We start from the raw sequence: 21,842 nt of genomic DNA, 5'->3' as shown, positions 1-21,842 counted from the left end.
GGCTCCCCCCAGGGGGAGCCGGCGCGACGCCGCGCGAGCGCGTACCACGCCGTGCCGACGCGGAGCATGCGCTCGTGCCTCGACCCGCGGAACCGGCGCCCGCACGGAACGTTCATGTCCGCGCAGACACCCAGCAGTCAGGCCTCGACATCTCCCGCGTGGAGCTCTGCTCGCACCGTGGCCAGGAAGTCGTCCTCACGTGGGCTCACGTGCCCTGGTCCCCAGTCGACACGAGTGACTCGCACACCGTCCCCGAGACGAAGCTCTGCCACGTCGTCCAGGAAAGGCTTCGCGTGCCGCGCGAGGTGATGGCCATCCTTCTCGTTGATGACGTAGGAGACGCGAGGTCTCGCACCCGAGCTTCGATAGCGGTCGACGACGGAGAGCCGCTCAGAGCTGATGCTGTCGTACGAGCCGCCCACACCGAAGGTGGTCGCCAGAGCTGCCTCCGCCCACCGTGCGTGATAGCGCCGGATGTCTGTCTGAGGGTTGAACACCACCGCCGTGGCCTCGGGCATCAGCGCGCCGAGCTGCAGGGCGGCGAACCCACCTCCGGACGAACCTACGAGCACCGCTCGGCGACAGCCCAGCGTCTTCATGGTTGCCCGCACCGCCCGCGCCAGCTCGGGAACCAGGTCCAGCGTGGCCGAACCGAGATACCACCCCAAGCCCAGCGACGGGCTCAGATCAAGGGTGGGATCTGCGACGACCATGAACGGAGCACCCAGCTTCGAGAGGGATCTCGCTCTCTCGAACCTCGGTTGGGTCGTCCGGTTGCGGTCGATCGCTCCGTTGAAGGCGACCACGAGCGTGTCGCCGACGGCGCGGTCGACGAGGAAGGGCAGGGCGTAGGATCCGGTCTCGACGACGTGCACGCTTCGCCCGTCGAGATCCCTGATCCTCTCGGGCATGCGCGGATACGACACCGTCGCCAGCTGCTGATCGAAGAACGCGTCCGTGACGACGCTCTCCGAGGTGTCGAACCCAGCCCGTGTCCTCGACTGCCCCCCTCCGTCGGACGACGACCCCGTGCTCCGCTCGATGTCGCGAAGCGTGGCTAGGGCACCGTGGTCGATGCCCGCTGCGACGCGGTCACGCAACGTGCTGACGACCTGGGCACGGCGCTGAGCTGACGCCGCTTCCCAGAGGGTGGCGCGAGCATCCGCGACCTCCTTCTCGACGGCCAGCACGTCCGCGGACTCGACCGCCCGCTGGTCAGGACCGGAGGAAACCGTGGTGACGGCCTTCACAGGACCGGTCTCGGTGGTGGTCACCTCACCGAAGGAGACGGATTGCTTTCCTGGCACGACCCACAGGCTGGTGCCGCGGCCTTCCAGCACGAAGGCGGCCTCACCGCCGGGCGCCACCACGGACCTCACGCTCGCCGACGCGGTACGCACCGGCATGATCGCCGTGACGATGCGGAACCGAGCACCGGTTCGCGCTGCCTTGACCAGGTGGGTGGCTACCCGCTTGTTCCAACCGGTCGAGACCCACCCTTCGAACGGAGCCTCACCCCCGACCTCCACATCGATCTGAGGCCGAGTCCCACCCCAGGCGATGGTCGACACGCGGGACTTGCCCATCGTGGTCTCGAGCCGCCCCTTGTGCAACGAGACGACGGATGAGGGGTTCAGGTGCCAGCGCGTCTCAGCCGTCACCTCGTCGGTCGACGCGACCTGGTCGATGCAGAGAATCGACTCCAGCGTCCGGGAGAAGAAGACTCGACGTTCGTGTCGAACGCCCTTGTAGCCGGTGTCCAGCAGGACGAGATAGTCGTAGTCCGACGTCGACTCGGCATGCACGAGCTCCACCACGGATCGAGGGTCGTACTTCACCCCCTTGACGTGAAGGACGTTGTGCCCGAGCCTGCTCAGCACGTACTGACGCATTGCGCTGCGGGTGTAGGCGTCCTTGCCGGAGTCCAGCAGCACCGGGTGGCCGTTGGCGAAGTAGGTGATCGCACCGCCGTCTGGATGTCCGTGGACCGAGTCGGCGGGACCGAAGCGGAGCGAGTAGAAGGTCTCGTCCCTCATCGCCCGGCTGGTCTCCCCCCACCCGGTCCTCCCGAAGACGTAGCCTGCCTCGTACAGCTTCGTCAGCTCTGAGGGTGGAGTGCCCTGAGCGCCCGCTGTCGACACGTACTCCGTGTAGGGGGAGTCCAGGGGGCCCGGACCCCCCGGCGCGGTGTCGCCGATCACCTCGTACTTGCCGTCGGGCCGAGTCGCGTGCGCCAGGCTGAGTGCCGTCTTGTCCAGCGCGGACCTGACGAAGTCCGAGGCGATTCCTTCTCGCTCCAGACGTTCCTGGATCGCGCGCGACCACCGGTAGTTGAGATCCCAGTAGCCGATCGCCCCTTCCTCGTTCACCCCTTGCGCATCGAAAGCCTGCGCGAAGTAGCCGCGCATCCTCTCGACCCCCAGCGAGGTCCAGGCCGTGTTGCTCAGTGCCGAGCCGAGCAGGACCAGCGACACGTGCTGGTGCAACGCATGGTTGGCATGGCCGAGGTTCTTCTCGTCCGACAGGTACTCGGCGTGTTCCTCGAGCGACTCCAGCAACCAGTCCGGATCGTGGATGTAGGGCAGCCCGAGCAGCATGGTGTGGGCGCGCATGGCGTCGACCATGTCGCTCCAGGGCCAACGATTCGCAGGAGCGGACTGCGGATTCATGGCGATCCACGACTTCGTGTGGTGCTGCCAGAGCCCCATTCCCTCGTCCTGGCCGAGAGCTGCACTACGGCGCAGGGGATCGAGCCAGCGCAGCATGTGGAGCTGCGCCATCCAGTTGCGCTGATCAAACGGGTCTTCGGACCAGTCGAACGACTCGGGGATCGTCCACGCGGGGTGCGGAGAGAGCTCGATGATCCCTGCCTTGAGGTCCTGGACGAGCTTCGCGTCCTGGGCCGTGGCATCGAACTTGGCCCCGAACGCCTGCCTCAGGGCCACGGTCCGGGCTTGCTCGATCAGGTGATTCGAGAATCTTGGCATGGCTACGTCATCCTTGACGACGGGTTCATCGAGAGCTCCTCGTAGATCGAGGAGACCCTGTCGGCGAGTGACGACCAGTCCCGTTCGGTCTCCACCCACTTGCGCGAGGTTTCGCCGAGCTGGGCGACGAGTGCCGGGTTGTCGAGCAGGGTCTCGATGACCCTCGTCAGGTCACCGACGTCTCCCTTGGTGTGGAGCAGCCCGTTCACGCCGTCGTCGATGATCTCGGCCAGCGCACGCACGTCCGAGGCCACGACGGCCTTCCCCATCGCCATGGCCTCGAAGGGCTTCAGCGGCGAGACCAGTTCGCAGACGGGAAGGGGGAGCCGCGGGAAGGGGGCGATGTCGACCAAGGAGTAGTAGCGCTCGACGTCGGCGTGCGGGACCCGACCCGTGAAGGTGACCACTCGTCCCAGGACCCCAAGGTCCTCCGCGAGCGACTCGAAGGCTTCCTTCTCGGCGCCGTCCCCCACGATCAGGAGGTGGAAGTCGTCTCGGCGCACGTCGAGTGCCGCGACCGCTCGGACGAGCATGTCCAGCCCCTCGTAGTCGAGGACCGATCCGATGTAGCCGATGACGGTCTTGCCGTCGAGGCCGAGCTCCTTGGCGAGCTCCTCGTCACGCTCGAGGGGGGTGAAACGGCGGGTGTCGACCCCGTTCGGCACGACGTGGATCTTGTCCTCGTCGACACCGCGTTCGATCATCTCGTCACGCAGGCCCTGGGTGATCGTGATGACCCTGTCGGCGCCACGCGCGGCGTCGGCCTCCATCCGCTTCACGTAGCGGTACATGCCCGAGTCGTGCCACTCGGGGTTGCGCGATGCTCGGGTGACCTCCCAGAGCCCCCGCACCTCGTAGACCGACGGTATGCCCAGGGTTCGAGCAGCCTCGACCGCCGTCAGACCGTTCCAGTGGTTCGATGCGGCGTGGATGAGGAACGGCCGCTCCTCGACCGCCAGACCTCGTACCGCTTCCGCGTACTGTGCGACGTAGTCGGTGATGGGGTTCTTGAGCCAACGTCCCTGCTCGGTCGTCAAGCGCTGGTAGGTCACGCCGTCGATCTCGTCCTGGAACGGGATCGACTCGAGCTCGTCGTGCCCCGGGGAGTCGAACGGGAATCCGAGACGTGTGACGCCCCGCATCTCCCACCGCTCGCTGAGCTGCCGCAGGAGACCGTGGGACCTCGTCGCGTATCCCGCCGAGTTGTAGGGCAGCGAGTTGTGAAGGAGGTAGAGCACGCGCTCGGAACGGGCCTCGAACGACGGCGAAGAAGCGCGAGGACTGAAGGGGAACCCCTTCTTGGTGAGCTGGTAGTTGTTCGGAGCGCCGGCACCGTCGGCACTCGCACGACGTTCCAGCTCCCGACGCACGTCTTCCTTCACCCGAAGCCCCCAGCCGTCGACCGGTCGCGCGCGGAGGTACTGGTCCACGAGTCGGTCCGCTCGCCGGAGCTGTCCTCGCGTGACGTGGCGACGGACCGCGCGGCGGACCGCCACGACCGTCACGTCGTTCGGCTCCTGCGACGACAGGATCTCCACGGCGCGGTCCACCTTGCCGACGGCGAGCGCATGGATCAGGGTCGCCTCCCGCTGCTCCGTCTCGCTGAGCGTGCCCAGCGCGCCGCCGGGATAGGAGCCGAGCTCCCTCTCCTCGAGGTACAGGCGCGCGGCGCCACGAGCCACGGGGTCGTTGCTCCCTGCAAGGACCTGGATGCCCGCGACGTGACGTGCAGGGATGAGGATGTCGACCGCACCCCGCTGCACGCCTGGCCGGCTCGGCAGCACCTCGACGAGCCGGTCGTGCGCACGCGTGACCAGCTTCGAGGACCGGTCCTTGTTCCGTACGAGCTCGGCGAGCAGCTCGATGGCGTCAAGGTGCCAGGGGCGCAGGTCCAGGGCCGACTTGATCGCGTCGAAGGCGATGTCGGACTGGCCCACCTCGATCGACCTCTGGCCGTAGAGGTACCAGAGGTCAGCACGCCCCGACTCGAGGAGGAGCGCACGTCGCAGGTGGTCGAGCGAACGCGAGGTCTTCCCCGCGTTCCACGACTCCTTGGAGTGCTCGATGAGCGTCTCCACGTCCTCGTCCAACAGCGTGCGCTGCGGCTCGATCGCGCGCGCGACCCGCGACCGGACGACATCGACCTTCGTTCGGTTCACGCGTTCGTCGCCTTGCCTGCCATGCCGCGCGTGTCGATCAGGACCGCGCTCGCCTCGGCGAGGAACTCGTTGTCGACGAACTGGTCGTGGTCCACCAGCAGCACCGAGACGTCGGCGCGCTTCGTCGCGTCCTCGATCGACACGAGCTCGACGTTGCGGCGGTTCGCCAGCTCCTGCGGCAGCTCCTCGATGTGCGGCTCCACGACGAGGATCGTCGCGCCTGCCATCTCGTCGGCGAGCTGAGCGACGATCTTGCGCGCCGGTGACTCGCGGAGGTCGTCGATGTTCGCCTTGAAGGCCAGGCCGAGGGTCGAGATCGTAGGGTTCGCGATGGTGCCCGCGGCGGCACGAACCTTCTCGATGACCCACTGCGGCTTCGCGTCGTTGACCTCGCGGGCCGTGCGGATGAGACGAGCCTCCTCGGGAGCCGCGTCGACGATGAACCAGGGGTCCACCGCGATGCAGTGTCCGCCGACACCCGGGCCGGGCTGCAGGATGTTCACGCGCGGGTGGTGGTTCGCGAGGCGGATGAGCTCCCAGACGTCGATGCCCAGGTTGTCACTGATCACCGAGAGCTCGTTGGCGAAGGCGATGTTCACGTCGCGGAACGAGTTCTCGACGAGCTTGGCCATCTCGGCCGTCACCGCGTCCGTCAGGAGGATCTCCCCCTGGCAGAACACCTGGTAGAGGTCGCGAGCGCGCTCGGCGGCCTCGACCGTCAGCCCGCCGACGATCCGGTCGTTGGTCACGAGCTCGATCATCACGCGACCGGGCAGGACGCGCTCCGGACAGTGCGCGACGTGGATGACAGGGCGATCTCCGGAGCCGTCCAGGCTCAGGTCGGGTCGAACCTCGAGGATCCAGTCCGCCATCCGCTGCGTCGCTCCAGGAGGGGACGTCGACTCGAGGATCAGCAGCTCGCCGCCCTGCAGCTGGGGCGCGATCGCTCGAGCCGCGGCCTGGATGTACGACAGGTCCGGCTTCATGCCGTCCGTGAAGGGCGTGGGCACCGCCACGATGAACGCATCCGCCGGCGCCGGCGTGAGCGCCGCGCTGAGCTTGCCCTGCGTCACGGCCCCCGCGACGTAGGTCGCCAGATCGGGCTCGACGAAGGGGACGTCACCACGGTTGACCGCGTCGACGGTCCGCTGGCTGATGTCCACACCCAGGACCGTGACGTCCTGTGAAGCCAGGATCGCGGCCGTGGGGAGGCCGATGTATCCCAGACCGATCACCGCGACAGAGCTGATGCCCATGGTGTTCCCGTTCTCCCTGCTCAGAAAAGGACGTGCGAGTCCGCACGCCCGTAGAACTGCACCTCGCCGCTCGCAAGCAGCTCGGCGTCGGACACCGTCCAGGTGTGCGCACCGGACCCGGAGCGCACCTGGACGAAGTTGAAGCGGTCTGCCGAGTAGACGCGGGCTCCCGCGTCGACGGCGTCCCGAAGGAAGGCAGAGTCCTCGCCGCGGCGAACGTCCTGGAACGGAGTCGTCGCCACGAGGTCTCGCCGGGCGACGATCGTCGGTCCCATCACCCGGTCGGTGAACCGGCGCTCACGATCCGCGAACCGCAGCAGCGTAGCGTCCATGCCCTCGACGTACATGTAGTGCGCCTGCTTGCCCACGACCTCGGCACCGCTGTACACCATGGCGTACAGCTGGTCGGAGAGGTACTGCGCCCCGTACAGGTCGTCGTCGTCCATCTTGGCGACGACGTCGCCGTCTGCGGCGGCGACGAGCCGGTTGAGGCAACCGCCGAGCGGGACCTCGGAGCCGGCCGTCAGGAGGACCAGCTCCTCGACACCGGCTTCCTTGGCGCGCACCCGCAGGTCTGCCTCGTCGACCTCGAACCCGTGGGTCAGCAGAGCCAGCTGGAGCCCCACGTCCTCCTGGCTGCCGACCATCCGCAGGACGTGGTCGAGCTGGTGGGGCCGGTTGGTCGAGACCAGGGCCGTGACCGTCGCACGCGGCAGCACCGGAGAGCCGGCCAGACCGACGCTGTGCAGGACGCTCTGCACGCGCGCGCCGTAGGTGTGCTCTCGCCAGATCCTGCGCTGGCCCAGGTGCGTGGCACGATCACGCAGCTCCGCCGATCGCACGAGGGCCCGGACCGTGTCCGCGGCCTCCGCCCGGTCCGCGACCACGAAGACCTCGTCCGCCGGGAAGAGCTCGCCGATCGCTCGACTCGACGTCGTCACCACCGGCGTGCCGCAGGCCGTGATCTCGAAGACCCGGCGAGCGCACATGCTCGGGGAGCCCACGATCGAGTTCACGTTGAGGAACACCTTGTACTCGCGGTACGCGGTCAGCATCCGCTCGTAGTCCAAGGACCCGACGACACGGCCCGCCAGCGGCTCCGGGAACTGGTAGTTCGGGTCCCCGCCCTGGAAGCGGGAGAAGATCTCCAGCCCGTGCTCCATCCGCGACGAGACGTCGAACGCCCCGCCGAGAAGCAGATCCATCTGCTCGCGTCGCTCGGGGTACTTGTGGGCGAAGTACATGCCGCCGAACGCGACGTCCCGCTCCGGGCCACGGCCGTGCGGCCGCACGGGGTTGTGGATCGCGGGCTGGGCAGCGAAAGGAAGAACGCTCACGCGGTCGTGACCCAGACGCTCGACGTAGTCCGGCACGCGGTCGACGTCGGTCGTGCTGACGTGGTCGAAGAGCGCTGCGGCCTCGAGGAAGTCCTCGAAGTGGACCGGGTCCTCCTTGTTCCAGAAGACCGTCGGGATGCCCAGCGCGCGGCAGTGCGCGACCAGCTCGACGAACGCCGCCCTGGGAGCGGAGGTCCCGGTCAGGTGGTACTGCCAGGCTCCGCCGTTGCCGTTCCACGCCGACTCGACGAAGAGCAGGTCGATGGGCTCGTCGGCGAGGGCCTGACGCCACGTCGTGGGCTCGAGAAGCACCTGCTCCCACTCGAGAGCGAACGCGAGCCGGGAGAAGTCGTCGAGGATCACCCCGACGCGCAGGTCTGGCCGCGACGGCCGACGGTCCGAGAAGTCCCAGGGGTCGAACGTCAGTCCGTCCTTGGTGAAGTACCCCCCGCGTCCGCTCCCCGGGGAGGCCACGCGCTGTCGACGCAAGAAGGATCGCAGCTGCGGCACGCCGCCGTGCCGAAGATGCCAGAGGGCCCGGCGCGCCGCGCCCAGTCCCCCGCCCCTGCGAGTCGTCACATCTGCCATCCTGGCTCGTTGCTGTGGAACACCCTGGCCCAGCGCCTGCGCGGGGCCGGCTTGAACGAGCGAGCCACGGAGTGCGGGACTATAGTACCGCTCTCAGGCCCCTCGTGGCCCACCGTCCTCAGGGCACGTAGGCGACCACCGCGCGGCCGGATCCGTGCAGCGACAACCGTCCTGCAGCATGCGGGACGAAGACCGACTCCCCCACCCGGAGGCGGGTGCGGAGGGAATCACCCGCCAGCCCTCCGGCATCGCCAGAGCACCCCACCTCGAGATCTCCGTCCAGCGCGAGCACGATCCTCGGTCCCTCGGACGGGAGGGGCACGGCCTCGGTTCCCACCTCGCCCATGACCAGGGCGAACTCCGCGATCGACGCCCGGTACTCCTGCAGTCCTCTGTCCACCGCGGGCGCGCCTCGTCGCCCCGGCGCAGCGGCCGCTCCCAGCGGCCGGATCCGGGGCCGTGCCGCAGGCCCGGGGGCGTACGTCACGCAGGCCAGGAGCGACTCGACGTCCACGCGCTTGCTGGTCAGCCCCGCGCGCAGCACGTTGTCCGAGCTCGCCATGATCTCGACCGCACATCCCGACAGGTAGGCGTGCACGTGCCCGGCGGGGACGAACATCGACTCCCCCGGCTCGAGCGTGACCCGGTTCAGCATCAGCGACACCACGGCCCCGGGGTCCCCCGGGTGCTGTTCCGCGAGGGCGACCACGGTCGCGTCGGCGCGCGGCGACGTCGTACCTGCTGCCAGGCGGGCCCTGACGTCGGCGACGGTCGACGCCAGGTCGGCTGCGACGTCGGGTGCCGTCCTCGCGTGCAGGGCGAGCGTGAAGGCCTCCCGCAGGCCCGCCGCCGAACGCTGCGCCTCGAGCGCAGCCCTCATCCCGGCGACCAGGTCGCCGCGCAGCCCGTCCAGCAGCTCCAGGATCCGCACCGGCCGACGAAACCCCGAGAGCCCTTCGAACCGGGAGACCGCCACGACCATCTCCGGCTTGTGCTGGTCGTCGTGGAAGCTGCGTTCCGGCGAGTCGCGCGGGACGCCCTCGCGGTTCTCCCGGTTGAACCCGGCACGTGCTCGGTGCGGCTGCGGGTGCACCTGCAGCGACAGCGCGCGGTCCGCGGCGAGCACCTTCAGCAGGTACGGCAGTCGTGGACCGTAGTCGTCGAGAACGCGCTGCCCGAGCATCTGGACCGGGTCGTGGCGGATCAGGTCCGCGAGGGACGCCGAAGGCCCGCCGTCGGCCGAAGCCGACGACGGGCCCTTCGGATGTGCCCCCATCCACAGCTCGGCGAGGGGTTCCCCGTCCTGCTCCAAACCCAGGAGCGCGTGCAGCGCGCTCCGCGAACCCCAGTCGTAGGACTGGAGGGTGGGCGTCAGGCGCAGGATCGGGAGGCTCATCGCCTGAGAGCGTACGTCAGACGCCCAGGGCGTCGCTGATCGGGTCGAGGGTGAAGTAGATGATGAACGCGACCGCGGAGACCCACATGAGCGGGTGGATCGCCTTGACCTTGCCGAGCGCCAGCTTGATGACCACGAAGGCCAGGAAGCCCGCGCCGATGCCCGCGGTGATCGAGTAGGTGAACGGCATGAGGGCGATCGTGAGGAACGCGGGGATCGCGACCTCGACGTTCGTCCACTTGATGCCCGTGATCTGCGTCATCATGAGGAAGCCGACGAGGACCAGCGCAGGTGCCGCGGCCTCGCTCGGGACGAGGGCGACGAGCGGCGACAGGAACGTCGCCAGCAGGAAGGCGATACCCGTCACGACGGCCGCGAGGCCCGTGCGCGCGCCCTCGCCGACACCGGTCGTGGACTCGACGTAGCTCGTGTTGGACGAGACGCTCGCGGCACCACCGGCCGCCGCGGCGACCGAGTCGACGATGAGGATCGCACGCGACTTCGGCGGGTTGCCCGTCTCGTCGAGCAGCTTGCCCTCCGCACCGACCGCGACCATGGTGCCCATGGTGTCGAAGAAGTCGGCGAGCAGCAGCGAGAAGACGAGCAGGACGACCGTGACGATGCCGACCTTCTCGATCGACCCGAGAAGCGAGAACTGGCCCAGCAGACCGAAGTCGGGAACCGCGACCGGGCTGCCGTCGAGCTCGGGAGCGTTGAGGCTCCACCCGTTGGACGCGCCCGCCCCCTTGGTACCGACGCCCGCGACCGCCTGGATGACCACCGCGAGGACCGTCGCGGCGAGGATCGAGATGAGGATCGCGCCCCGGACCTTGCGGACCCACAGGACGATCATGAGGACCAGGCCCACGACGAAGACGAGGATCGGCCAGCCCGCGAGCGAACCGGTCGCCCCGAGCTGGAGCGGCGTGCCGCCGCCCGCGGCGACGAACCCGGCGTTGACCAGGCCGACGAGCGCGATGAACAGACCGATGCCCACGCTGATCGCGGTCTTCAGCTCGACCGGGACCGCACGGAAGACGGCCTCTCGGAAGCCCGTGAGGACGAGCACCAGGATGATGAGGCCCTCGATGACGACGATGCCCATCGCGTCGGCCCACGTGACCTCGGGGATCGACGCGATCGTGAACGCCACGACCGCGTTCAGCCCGAGGCCGGCCGCGAGAGCCATGGGGTAGTTCGCGAACACGCCCATCGCGATCGTCATGACGCCCGCGACGAGGGCCGTGGTCGCGGCGATCATCGGGAAGTTCGCGCCGTCCGCGCCGCCCCCCAGGAACTGGCCCGTGCCGTCGGGGGCCGTCCCGAGGATGATCGGGTTGAGGATGATGATGTAGGACATCGCGAAGAACGTGACGAGACCGCCACGGATCTCGGCGCCGATGGTCGAGCCGCGCTCGGTGATCTTGAAGAAGCGGTCGATGCCGCTGGAACGCGGGGGGGCTTCGCGCTCGTCAGTCGTGGTGGTCATGGGGAGAATGGTGCCAGATCCCGTGTTGCGCTTCCGAATCGTCCACGTGACGTGCTAGTGACGTGTCCGCGGTCACGTCCCCGTCACCGGGCGCGCAGTCCGGCGACGGCAGCGCGTCAGTACGCCCCGTGCCCGGAGACGACGGCTCTCGCGGTGCGCGCCAGGATGAGGATGTCGCCGAACAGCGTCCAGTTCTCGACGTAGTAGACGTCGAGGCGCACGCTCTCCTCCCAGGACAGGTCCGAGCGTCCACCGACCTGCCACAGTCCCGTCAGGCCGGGCTTGACGAGCAGGCGCCTGCGCACCTTCTTCTCGTAGGTGCTGACCTCGCGCGGCAGCGGCGGGCGGGGCCCCACGAGGCTCATGTCGCCTCGCAGGACGTTGAAGATCTGCGGCAGCTCGTCGAGCGAGTAGCGACGGATGAAGCGGCCGACGGTCGTGACGCGAGGGTCGTTGCGGATCTTGAAGAGCGGTCCGGACCCCTCGTTGTTCGCGGCGAGCGCCGTGAGGTCCAGGTCGGACCCGACGCGCATGGAACGGAACTTGAGCATCGAGAACGTCTCGCCGTTGCGCCCCACCCGCTGCTGCGAGTAGAAGACCGGTCCACGGCTCGTGAGCCGCACGGCGAGCCCGACAGCGATCAGGACGGGCAGCAGGAGGAAGGTCAGGATCGCCGCACCGAACCAGTCCGAGATCGACTTGACCACGAACTTGGGGCCGCTGAACCGAGGAGCGTCGACGTGCAGGAGGGACACGGACTCGGCCGGGGTGATGGTGATGCGGGGTCCGGCGACGTCGACCAGCTCGGTCGTCAGCATGAGGTCGACGCCGAAGGGCTCGAGCTCCCAGCTGAGGTGACGCACGACGTCCGCGGTCACGGCGTCCGACCCGCTCACCGCGACGCACCCGGCGCCGACCCGCGCCGCGATCTCGCCGGCCGAGCGGAGGTCTCCGAGGACGGGCACGCCCAGGATGGCGTCGCCCTCACCGGCGCGACCGCTGGGTGTGCACACGGCGACGACCCGGTACCCGGAGCTGTCCCGCTCGTTCAGGTCGCGGATCAGGCGCTCGGCCTGGTCACGGTGCCCGATCGCGAGGACCGCGGTCCGGTGGGAACCCACGGCCCGCTTGCGGTGCAGCCACTGCCGCCAGAAGTAACGGCCGAGGAGCAGTCCGGCGAGGCCGAGCGGGAACGCGAAGATGAGGTAGCCGCGGGCCTCCTGGAAGCGGAGCAGGAAGGCGAGGATCGCGAGGACGCCGAAGAGTCGCCAGGACGCGTCGAAGACCCGCTGGTACTCGGTGGGCCCGCTGCCGACGACCCGCACGTCGCGCGTCTTGGCGAACGCGAGCGATCCGGCCCAGGCGAGGCCGACCAGGACGCTCAGCACGAGGTAGGGCAGGAACAGGTTCTCCCGGACGGGCTGGCTGATGAACTGGTCCCACCGTAGGAAGTACGCCGCGGTGACCCCGATCGTGATCGCGAGGAAGTCCGTGGCGACGAGGCGGATCCGGTACGACCGTTCCCACGTGACCGACTCGAACGCGGCGCGCACCGCCCGAAGGGGCCCGGGTTGCACCGTCGTCAGGATGTGGCGGAGTCCACGACGCGAATCGTGAATGACGCTTCCGGCCATGGCCCGGCTACCTCTCGATCAATCCGTCGGCCGCTTCTGGACCGCCGGAACGCCTCATCGTAAGAGTCGGCACACAAAGAAATGAATGACCCACCGGCCTTTTCACCCGGGTGAGAAGAACGCCTGCCCGGCGAGTCCCAAGCCTGGGATCCCGCCGATCCTGGCGCCGGTCCGGGAGACTCGGCAGGTCGGAGAATGGTGATGGACAGATGTCCAAGTAGAGGAGGACCGGAATCCCCTCGGTTCAGCGCTACGAGCGAGACAGCAATTTCCTGTACAGCCGTCCAACGAAGCAGGAGCGGCGAAGTGGGGATCGTAGCGGCTGAGGTTGCCGCACTGGAACCCCGTCCGCGTCCCGTCTCACCCGGGAGAGACCCCGCCACGACCGCCTTGTGACGGCGCTCACGGGTGAAAACGGGCACGTCTTCCTAGCGGGTCGCACACACCGTCCGTCGCTGCGGCTGGTCCAGCGCCTGGTTCACCAGGTTTTGCCCGGTTCGCACCACGGCACCCCTGACTGGAGGGACGCCTTTTAGCACGGCCCCCTTCACACCTGACGGAACGACGCGCCGAGCGACACCGACTTCCTTTTCACCCGGCCGGACGTTCACGAGACGTAGACTGCGAGCGTGCCCTCGATGATCTCCTTGCTGGTCCACCCGGAGCGGCGCCGCCCCAGCCCGCCGGCGCTGCGCGTCGATCTCAAGCCCGTGATCCTGGTGGGAATGAGCCTGTGGGCCGTCGCCCTCGTGGTCTCGGTCGTCCTCCTGGTCCTCGACCGGGCGACGTTCGAGCTCCCCGCGACCTGCGCGGCCGGGATCGTGCTCGGCATGATCGGCCTCGGTTGGGAACGCCGCAACCGGAACGAGTATCGCGCGCAGGACTAGGGCGCCCGCCGAGCCGCCCTCGGACCGGGGCACGCGCACCGCGCCCACCCTCGGCCACGAGGGACGCTGACTAGCTCTCTATCCCCGCCCGACGGCGCGTGGTCCGGTTCGCGTGCACCGACCACCGCGGGACCCACCTCGCGAGCGCGACGGCCCCGATCAGGCCGACCGTCCCCGAGGCGACGATCCCGCCCGCGAGGCTCCCCAGCGCGGCACCGGCCGAGACCACGAGCGGGCCGAGCGCGGACCCGGAGTCCTGGAAGAGCCGCCAGATCCCGAGGAACTGCGCACGGACGTCCGGTGGTGCGACGTCGGCCCCGAGCGTCATGAGGATGCCCGAGCCGATCCCGTTGCCGAAGCCCATGACCATCGCGACGACGGCCACCCCCGCGACGGTGCTCGTGAGCGGCAGCACGACGATCGCCCCGCCGAGGACGACCATGCAGGGGATCGCCACCCACAGCCTCCCCCAGCGGTCCATGACCTTCCCCGCGGGGTAGAACAGCAGCATGTCGACGGCTCCTGAGAGCCCGAAGATCACGCTCGTGGTGGCGGGGCTGAATCCCAGGTGCTCGGACCACAGGGGCAGCACGACCTGCCGGGCTGCCCGCGTGGCCCCGACCATGACGACCGCGATCCCGAGCGTCGCGAACACCCGCCAGTTCGTGGCCAGCACCGTGCGGAAGCTGACGGGAGCCATGGACCGCCGGTGAGCCGTCGAGCCGGCCGCGACGTCGGGCACCAGGGCCGTCACCAGTCCGGCGACGACGCTCGTGCCGACCGCCAGCCAGTACACCGCGGGCAGGTCCCAGACCCACAGCACCGCAGCCGCCGCGAACGGCCCCACGAACGCGCCGATCCGGTGCGTGCCCGCGAGCGTCGACAGCGCCCTGGCCCGCTTGAGCACGGGGGTGACCTCGGTCAGGTAGGCCTGCCGGGCGAGCATGAAGACCGCGTTGGTCATGCCGACGCAGAAGACCCCCGCGCCCAGGACCCACAGGTTGGGGGCGAGCGCGCACGCCACGAGGCCGACGATCGAGGCGGCCGCGGCCGTCATCATGGCCCGCCGGTCACCGAACCGGGCCGCGAACGCACCGGCCGGCACGTCCCCGGCGATCTGCCCGAGCCCCAGCAGCGCGACGACGAACCCGGCCAGTGCGATCCCGGCCCCCATGGAGATGGCGCTCAGCGCCACGACGGGGACGATCGCGCTCACCCCCGCCTCGAACACGAAGGTCGGGACGTACACACCGCCCACGAGGCGGCGGTCGAAGATGCCGGACGGGCCGGTGGCGGTTCCCGCCGTCGGGCCGCTCACTCCCCGTCCCACGCGGTCTCGGCCCGCAGGCCCTCGGCCGCGGCGGGGTCGAGCAGCGCTGACTCCAGGAGGTGCCGCGCCCCGGGCCGCCCTGCGACCGCGGCCAGGCCGCGCGCCAGGCCCGCGGTCGTCGAGGCGTGGACCTCGGGTCCTGCGCTGCCCGCGCACACCCACCAGTCGACCTCGACGCCGTCCACCGCCAGGGCGTCGTGCTCGAACCAGTCGCCGGGCACCCCCGGGACGAGCGCCGCGACCCGAGGGTCGAGTGCCTGCGGTGAACCGGCGCCGTCGGGCAGGGGGACGTCCGGCGTGCCCGGGGCAGGGAGCAGCGGCAGGTCCAGGAGGTCCGCCAGGACCGCCCCCGTGTCCGCAGCCGCCGAGGTCCGCCCCGGAAGGGCGACCGGCAGCACGGTCCGCACCTGCGCCCACATCGCGCTCGGCGCCACGGCCAGGTCCTCGGCCCGGGCGCACGTCGCGACGGACCCGCGCAGACCGGGCAGGCGGTCGGGCAGCTCCTCGAGCTCCCCGCCGTGCGCCGAGCGGGCGAGCACGCCCAACCCCTGCCACACAGCGAGCGCGGCAGACAGGTCGAGTCGCGTGCCGACGTCGGGCAGCGCGGCCAGGTAGTCCGGCCAGTCCGCCGGTGCCAGATCTCCCAGGTCCGCGACCCCGCCCAGGGCGCGCACGACCTCGGCGTCCAGACCGCGGCTCTCGGCGGGCGGGTCGGGCAGGAACGGGGCTCCGCCTGGCTCGGCCGCGAAGGGCGCGCCCAGGTGCCGGCGCAACCACCACGCGGTGTACGACGGCGCGTCCCCGACCCGCGCCCCGCCCTGCGCCCGGGCGGGGGTGAGGAGGGCGGCGCGGGCCTCGGGCTCGCCGGCCAGGCGCGCGAGGAACGCGGGCCACGCGTCGTCGGCGACGGCGTCCAGGTCCGCGACGGCGTCGAGGTCCCCCACGTACGCCCCTGCGCCGACGAGGCCGCCGAGGAAGGCGAGGTAGTCGGCCCAGCCGTCGAGCCACGACTGCGGGTCGTCGGGGTCGTCGGGCAGGTCCGGGTCCACGTCCCACGGCGTCAGGACGTCGCGCACCCGGTGGACCGTCACGTCCGCCGGGACCCCGACCGCACGCAGGACGTCCTCGCCCCAGCGCGCCAGGACGCCCTCCGCGAGCGGGACCAGGCCGTCCAGGTGCTCGGCGGACCACGACCCGGGCACGACGCACTCCCGTGCCGCGGACAGCTCGCCGTCGGCCGTCGGCAGCGGGAGCTCGCCCCACCAGAAGGGCACGTCCTCGGGCAGCGCTCCCTCGGCGAGCGCCGCCCGCACGAGGGCCAGCACCTGCCCGACGGCGGCGGGCACCGGGTCCTGGACATCGCCACCCGCGTCGAGGTCGTCGAGCAGGTCACCGTCGGCCACCTGGTCCGCGAGGTGCAGCACATGGTCCCTGACCGCAGGCTCGGTCAGCAGCCCACGAGCCGACGACTGCGTCGCCCCCAGCCGCTCCAGGAGCGGGTGAGCGGCGTCGGGATGGACGAGACGCAGGCCGAGCGAGCGTGCGAGGTCGGGGACCCCGGGCCCGGCCGACCCTGCCGCGTCGTCCGCGCCCGAGGTAGCGGCCCCCAGGAGCAGGACCCCGCGGGCTCCCCGCGCGGTCCGGCCGTCGGCGAGCGGGACCGTGACCGCGCCGAGCGCGTCGAGCACCCCCGGCTGACCCACGTGCGGGGCGAGGGCCGCGTAGACCTCGCGCCACGCGCTCGGGTGCATGCCCGCGGGCAGCTCGTCGAGCAGGTCCGCGAGATCGCGGGACCGCGCACCGAGCGACCGCGCGACCGCGTGCAGCGACGACGGCACGTCGACCAGGTCGGGCACCGCCCGACCGAGGACTGCCACCACCGCCGCGTCGCGTCCGACCTCGCCCGCGAGGACCTGGGCCTCGCGCGGCGCGACCATCCGGCCGCCGGCGCGCAGGACGGGCGGCCCGTCGACGTCGGCCCCCGGAAGCGGCGGCGACAGCAGGGGCGTGGTGCGCAGCGCGCCGAGCGCCGCGTCCCGGACCTGGGCGTCGAGCGCTCCGGCAGGCAACCCCGTCGGCACGAGGCCCAGGACCGAGGCGCCGCGGTCGGCGGCGACGAGCCCGACCAGCCGCGCGTACGCGCCGCCCGCGAGCTCGGCGAGCGTGGAGGTGACCGGACCGGGAAGGACGTGCCGGCGGCTCGGGTCCAGGGGGAACGAGGCGACGAGGAGCGCCGCGAAGGTCAACGGCTCGTCGGTCGGCGTCGGGGCGTGCAGCACGCCCGCGACCACCTCGCTCGGCGCCGGAGCCGACCGGGGCAGCGCCCACAGCAGGCTCCATCCGCCGTGCCGCTGCTCGACAGGGAGCGTGCCCAGGAGGCCTGCGTCGAAGACCCCGCGCTCGCGCACGACCGTCCAGCGCGCGGCGACGTCGTGCAGGCGGCGAGCCCGCAGGGTCCCGTCACCGTCCTCGACCTCGACCAGGACCTCGTCCAGCGCGGGCAGCGCCAGGAGCAGCGCGTCGTCCACCTCGTCGAGCTGGGCACGGACCGCGTCGAGCGCGCCCCGGTCCCGCAGGCGGAGGGCGACGACCGTGTCCGGCGGGGCAGGGTCGGCCGCCCCTTCGGGGCCGCCCGGACCGACGGGCAGGGCGTCCGCCGCGAACGGGAGCCGCAGCACGGGCAGGGCGTCGCCCCGCTCGCGGACGGCGGCGTCCAGCCGGTCGGCTGCTGCGGCCCCGGCACCTGCTTCCGCCTGCGCCCTCGCGACCACGTCGGACAGTGCCGCTCGCGTCCGCCCCAGGGAGAAGGTCACTCCCCCGAGCGTCGAGCGCACCGAGACCTCGTCCGCGACCGAGCGCACGGCAGCGAAGCCCACCCCGAAACGGCCCACCCGCCCGGGGGCGCCGTCCGCGGACAGGGGCTCCGTCGTCGGCCCGGCAGGACGCTTGGCCGACGCGCGCATCGACGACAACGACTCGACGCCCTCCGCGTCCAGCGGTGCGCCCGAGTTCTCGGCCGTCAGCCACCACGCACCGCCGGCGTCCCGCGCGAGACGCAGCGCGAGGCGGCCCGGGGAGCCCGCGTGCGCCGCGGCGTCGGCCGCGTTCTGCGCGAGCTCGACGACCACGCGGTCGCGGTAGTAGCCGCGGGCGTGGTCCTCCTCGGTGTTCGCGTCCTCCCGAAAGCGTGTCGGGGACGCGAGCCACGCCTCCGTGACGGCTCGGCGAAGAGCCGAGGTCCCGAAGGCGTCGGTCGTCACCGGGCCGGCTCGTCCGGGTCCGCGTCCTGCTCCGGCGCGGTCTCCGGTGTGCTCTCGGCCCCCGACGACGACCCCGGCTCAGGAAGCGTGATCCGCGACAGGGCGAGCTCGATGCTCGCCGCAGCCTCCGCGGAGCGCTCGGTCGTCGGGACCGCGAGAGTCTCTCCCGATCCGGGGGCGGCGCTCGCCGCGTCACGGGCCGCGTCCAGGAGCTGGACGATCTCGACGTCCATCTCGTCGATCAGCGGGTCCGCGGCCGGCCAGTCGGTCGGGTGCGGCTCGACGTCCGTCTCCGAGTGCGCCCCGCACCCGTGGTCGAGGCTCACGACCTTGCCGTCGTCGGGCGACCACGCGTTCGCGCACACGCCGAAGACCTGACCCAGGGCGCCCTGCAACGGGACCAGGAACCCGCACGACCCGCACTCGGCCGCCGAGGACACGGCCCCCGGCGCCGTGGGGCCACGGGTGCCGCGGTACCAGCGCTCAGCCGCCTCGTCGCGCCCCTCGGGGGACAGCACCCGCGCCCGGGCGAGCGCGAGCTCCTCGATCGCGACGGCGTCCTGCTCCTCGTCGCCCGTCGGCACGTAGCCGGGCTCGAGGCGCGGGTCGTCCGCCTGGAACGGCAGCACGTCACCGACGCCGATGTCCCCCGGCCGCAGACGCTCCGACCACGGCAACCACTCGGGAGCCAGGATGGACCCGTCGCCCGGCAGCAGCTCGACCTCGCACACCGTCGCGGTGCGACCGCGCGGGACCCGGGCCAGCGTCACCGTCCAGCGCCACCCCCGGTACCCGAGCATGGTGCACGCGAACTGGTGCGAGATGAGACGGTCCTCCTCGACGACCGTCCCCAGGTGCTCACCCACGTCCCCGACGTGCTCGGCGACCTGCTCCGCCGCAGCACGCGCGAGATCCACCGCGCCCGTGAGCACGGCGTCCTTGGCGGCGCGCGCGCTCACACGACGGGTCGAACCTTCAGCGGCGGCTACGGCAGCCATGTCATGCCTCCAGGTCGTCGGCGACGGCGCGCAGCACCTTGGCGAGCTGGGCTCCCTGCGCGGCATCCGGGTACCGGCCACGGCGCAGCGAGCCGCCGACCTTGTCCATGACCTTGATGAGGTCCTCGATCACGACCCCCAGGTCCTCGGCCGGGCGACGCTGGGCCTTCGCCACGGACGGCGCAGGGTCGAGCAGCTTGATCGCGAGCGCCTGCGGGCCGCGTCGCCCGTCGGCCACGCCGAACTCGACCCGGGCACCCGGCTTGGGGGCCGCGCCGTCGGGCAGGGCGGAAGCGTGCAGGAAGACCTCGTCGCCCTCATCGCTCGCGATGAAGCCGAACCCTCGTTCGGTGTCGAACCACTTGACCTTGCCGGTGGGCACGTGAACCTCGTTTGTGCTCGTGGGAATCAGAACTCCCAGGTTACCGGGACAGAGCCCTCACAGTCGCATCCGCCGGGCCGCGCCCCGACGAGCGCGCCCGGGTGAGTTCCGGCGGCGGGGAGTTCTCCCCATGGAAGGGGGCTGCGGCCTGTCTGCAGCCTCCACTAGCCTTCGGGCGACTGCCGACGCACCGCGCCGGTCGAGCCACCGCCGACCCAGAGGGTTCCCCATGACCACGCCGCCCACCTTCCCCCCTGCCGACCCCTCGGGGGCGTGGCAGCAGCCCGCCGGCGGCGCGACCCCTGCGCAGGCCCCGGTCGTGACCGTCAGGCCCTCACGCCTGCGCACCGGCCTCGTGCTCGGCGGGGCCGCGACAGCGGCCCTCGTCCTGGTCGGCGGAGGCGTGTTCGCCTACAGCGCCCTCGCCGGCGGCGGGGCCCAGCCCGAGGCGGCCCTCCCGGACACCGCGTTCGCCTACGTCCGCGTCGACCTCGACCCGTCGGCCACGCAGAAGGTCAACCTGCTGCGCCTCGCGAACAGGTTCCCGGACCTCGCGGCGGACCTCGACGTCGACCTGGGCGACGACGCCGACCTCCGCAAGCTCGTCGTCGACGCGATCGCGAAGAGCGGGACGTGCGAGATCGACTACGCGACCGACGTCGAACCGTGGATCGGCCGGCGTGCCGCGATCGCCGTGCTGCCGCCCGTCGAGGGCGCGGCGACCGGGGACGCAGGATCCGCACCTGAACCCGAGCCCGTGGTCGCCCTCCAGGTGACCGACGAGGGCGCCGCACGGGTGGCCATCGAGTCGGGCCTGGGCTGCGGCGACGGCGCGAAGCCCGCGCAGGTCGCGTTCACCGACGGGTACGCCCTGATCACCTCCGAGAAGGTCGTCGCCGCCGACGTGGCGGCGGCCGCGAGGAAGGCGTCGTTGTCCGACGCCCCGCTCTTCACCGCCGACATGAAGGCGCTCGGCGACCCCGGGCTGATCTCCTACTGGGCCGACGTCGAGGGCGCGATCACCGCGCTCGCGGGCCAGGAGGGCGCCGGCGAGCTCGACGCGGCCGCCGCACAGGGCCTCCGCTCGGTCGCCGGTGCGGCGCGGGCAGGCGCCGACCACCTGGAGATCGCGTTCGCCGTCGGCGCCGACGAGAAGGTCCTCGCGCCGATGGAGGGGGCGGGGACCTCGCTCCTCACGGGGCTGCCGGACAGCACCCTGTTCGCCTCGTCCGCGACGGTCGACCCCGCGTCGGTCGACCAGCTCTGGGAGCAGCTGAGCACGCTCGCCGACGCGTACGGGTCGAGCGGCCTGGGGAGCCTGGGCTCCGGGGAGGACCTGCTCGGCGACGACTGGACGCTGTCCTCGCACGAGGTCCGCACGGCAGGCACGCTCGCCACCGCCACCGAGGCCGAGTGCGCGGCCCTGCTCGCGCTGCCCGAGAACGCGTTGGACGCGTCGGACTGGGGACTCACGCCCGAGGAGCTGGCCGAGGTCACCCGGAGCTACGACGAGTCGTTCATGGCGGGCTGCACCGGGGACCACGTGGCGCTCGACGAAGGCCTCGACGCCTACCAGAGCACCGAGGAGGCAGACCTCTTCGGGGACGACCGGTCGACCGGCAGCGCGACCGACGACCTCCTGCCGAGCGACCTCGGCTTCCAGGAGACGGTCGACGAGCTCGAGAAGACCTACGACCTGCGGCTGCCCGAGGACCTCAAGACCCTGCTGGGCGAGCAGGTCGTGGTCGCTCTCGACTCCGCCGGGCTCGACGACGTCTCGTCCGTGACCGGTCTGGCCGACGTCGACCTCGGCGCGCGCACGATCGGCGACAAGGTCGCGCTCGAAGACCTCCTCGGCCGCATCGACGCGATCCTCGTGGACGCCGGTGCCGAGAAGCTCACGAGCGCGACCACGAAGGACGGGCTCGTCGTCGCCTCGAACGAGGCGTACGCCGCACGGCTCGCCCAGGACGGGACGCTCGGCACCGTGGGCGCCTTCCGGACCGTCGTGCCCGACGCGAGGGGCGCAGCCAACGCGGCCTACCTCGACGTCGACGCGCTCGGGTCGCTCGCCCGCGCGAACATCGACGCGACGGGCGGCGACGACTCGTGGATCGCGTACATCGAGCCCCTGCGAGC

The 21,842-nt window shown here is 71.2% G+C and carries 13 protein-coding genes; 2 read left to right on the top strand and 11 right to left on the bottom strand.

Annotated elements, in window-relative coordinates; genetic code table 11:
* Positions 1 to 137: 137 nt before the first annotated feature.
* The 7 genes from ACFRCR_RS06495 to ACFRCR_RS06465 form a co-directional block, all read right to left on the bottom strand.
* The gene (locus ACFRCR_RS06495; RefSeq protein WP_377676208.1) at positions 138 to 2,987 is read right to left on the bottom strand and encodes a heparinase II/III family protein; all 2,850 of its coding nucleotides are present in this window, start codon (positions 2,985 to 2,987) and stop codon (positions 138 to 140) included.
* 2 nt (positions 2,988 to 2,989) lie between these two features.
* The gene (locus ACFRCR_RS06490; protein WP_377676207.1) at positions 2,990 to 5,146 is read right to left on the bottom strand and encodes a glycosyltransferase; all 2,157 of its coding nucleotides are present in this window, start codon (positions 5,144 to 5,146) and stop codon (positions 2,990 to 2,992) included.
* A complete protein-coding gene (wecC, locus tag ACFRCR_RS06485) occupies positions 5,143 to 6,402 on the bottom strand; it encodes a UDP-N-acetyl-D-mannosamine dehydrogenase (RefSeq protein WP_377676206.1) in 1,260 nt (419 codons plus the stop codon). Before wecC ends, ACFRCR_RS06490 begins: the two co-directional genes overlap by 4 nt.
* Positions 6,403 to 6,422: 20 nt before the next feature.
* On the bottom strand, positions 6,423 to 8,213 hold the full coding sequence (locus ACFRCR_RS06480) for a glycosyltransferase (RefSeq protein ID WP_377676205.1): 1,791 nt from the start codon (positions 8,211 to 8,213) through the stop codon (positions 6,423 to 6,425).
* 232 nt (positions 8,214 to 8,445) lie between these two features.
* The gene (gene manA, locus ACFRCR_RS06475; protein ID WP_377676204.1) at positions 8,446 to 9,723 is read right to left on the bottom strand and encodes a mannose-6-phosphate isomerase, class I; all 1,278 of its coding nucleotides are present in this window, start codon (positions 9,721 to 9,723) and stop codon (positions 8,446 to 8,448) included.
* Positions 9,724 to 9,739: 16 nt separating this feature from the next.
* Positions 9,740 to 11,212 (bottom strand): NCS2 family permease, encoded by a 1,473-nt coding sequence (locus ACFRCR_RS06470; RefSeq protein ID WP_377676203.1) that lies wholly within the window; start codon positions 11,210 to 11,212, stop codon positions 9,740 to 9,742.
* A 116-nt stretch (positions 11,213 to 11,328) separates the two neighbouring features.
* Positions 11,329 to 12,765, bottom strand: a complete 1,437-nt coding sequence (locus ACFRCR_RS06465; protein ID WP_377676202.1) for a sugar transferase — start codon at positions 12,763 to 12,765, stop codon at positions 11,329 to 11,331.
* Between the two features lie 719 nt (positions 12,766 to 13,484).
* Between ACFRCR_RS06465 and ACFRCR_RS06460 the strand changes: the two genes are divergently transcribed.
* Positions 13,485 to 13,733 (top strand): DUF2530 domain-containing protein, encoded by a 249-nt coding sequence (locus tag ACFRCR_RS06460; RefSeq protein WP_377676209.1) that lies wholly within the window; start codon positions 13,485 to 13,487, stop codon positions 13,731 to 13,733.
* Between the two features lie 70 nt (positions 13,734 to 13,803).
* Here ACFRCR_RS06460 and ACFRCR_RS06455 read toward each other — a convergent pair whose 3' ends face one another.
* From ACFRCR_RS06455 to ACFRCR_RS06440, 4 genes are read right to left on the bottom strand one after another with little or no spacing between them, the layout of a single operon-like run.
* On the bottom strand, positions 13,804 to 15,051 hold the full coding sequence (locus tag ACFRCR_RS06455) for an MFS transporter (protein WP_377676201.1): 1,248 nt from the start codon (positions 15,049 to 15,051) through the stop codon (positions 13,804 to 13,806).
* The gene (locus ACFRCR_RS06450) at positions 15,048 to 18,323 is read right to left on the bottom strand and encodes a sacsin N-terminal ATP-binding-like domain-containing protein (RefSeq protein ID WP_377676200.1); all 3,276 of its coding nucleotides are present in this window, start codon (positions 18,321 to 18,323) and stop codon (positions 15,048 to 15,050) included. The genes ACFRCR_RS06455 and ACFRCR_RS06450 overlap by 4 nt, the downstream gene beginning before the upstream one ends.
* Positions 18,320 to 19,321: a DUF3027 domain-containing protein gene (locus ACFRCR_RS06445; RefSeq protein ID WP_377676199.1), complete on the bottom strand. Its 1,002-nt coding sequence runs from the start codon at positions 19,319 to 19,321 to the stop codon at positions 18,320 to 18,322. Before ACFRCR_RS06445 ends, ACFRCR_RS06450 begins: the two co-directional genes overlap by 4 nt.
* 1 nt (position 19,322) lies before the next feature.
* Complete coding sequence (locus ACFRCR_RS06440; protein ID WP_030144143.1) at positions 19,323 to 19,703, bottom strand: cold-shock protein; 381 nt, start codon at positions 19,701 to 19,703, stop codon at positions 19,323 to 19,325.
* A gap of 229 nt (positions 19,704 to 19,932) precedes the next feature.
* Between ACFRCR_RS06440 and ACFRCR_RS06435 the strand changes: the two genes are divergently transcribed.
* On the top strand, positions 19,933 to 21,842 hold a 1,910-nt coding region (locus ACFRCR_RS06435), incomplete at its 3' end, for a DUF3352 domain-containing protein (RefSeq protein ID WP_377676198.1).

Origin of the sequence: Oerskovia sp. NPDC056781 (assembly GCF_042789955.1) — a bacterium.
GTDB classification, from domain to species: domain Bacteria; phylum Actinomycetota; class Actinomycetes; order Actinomycetales; family Cellulomonadaceae; genus Oerskovia; species Oerskovia rustica.
Note: the sequence above shows the minus strand (reverse complement) of the source record. Positions and strands in the feature narration are given on the sequence as shown.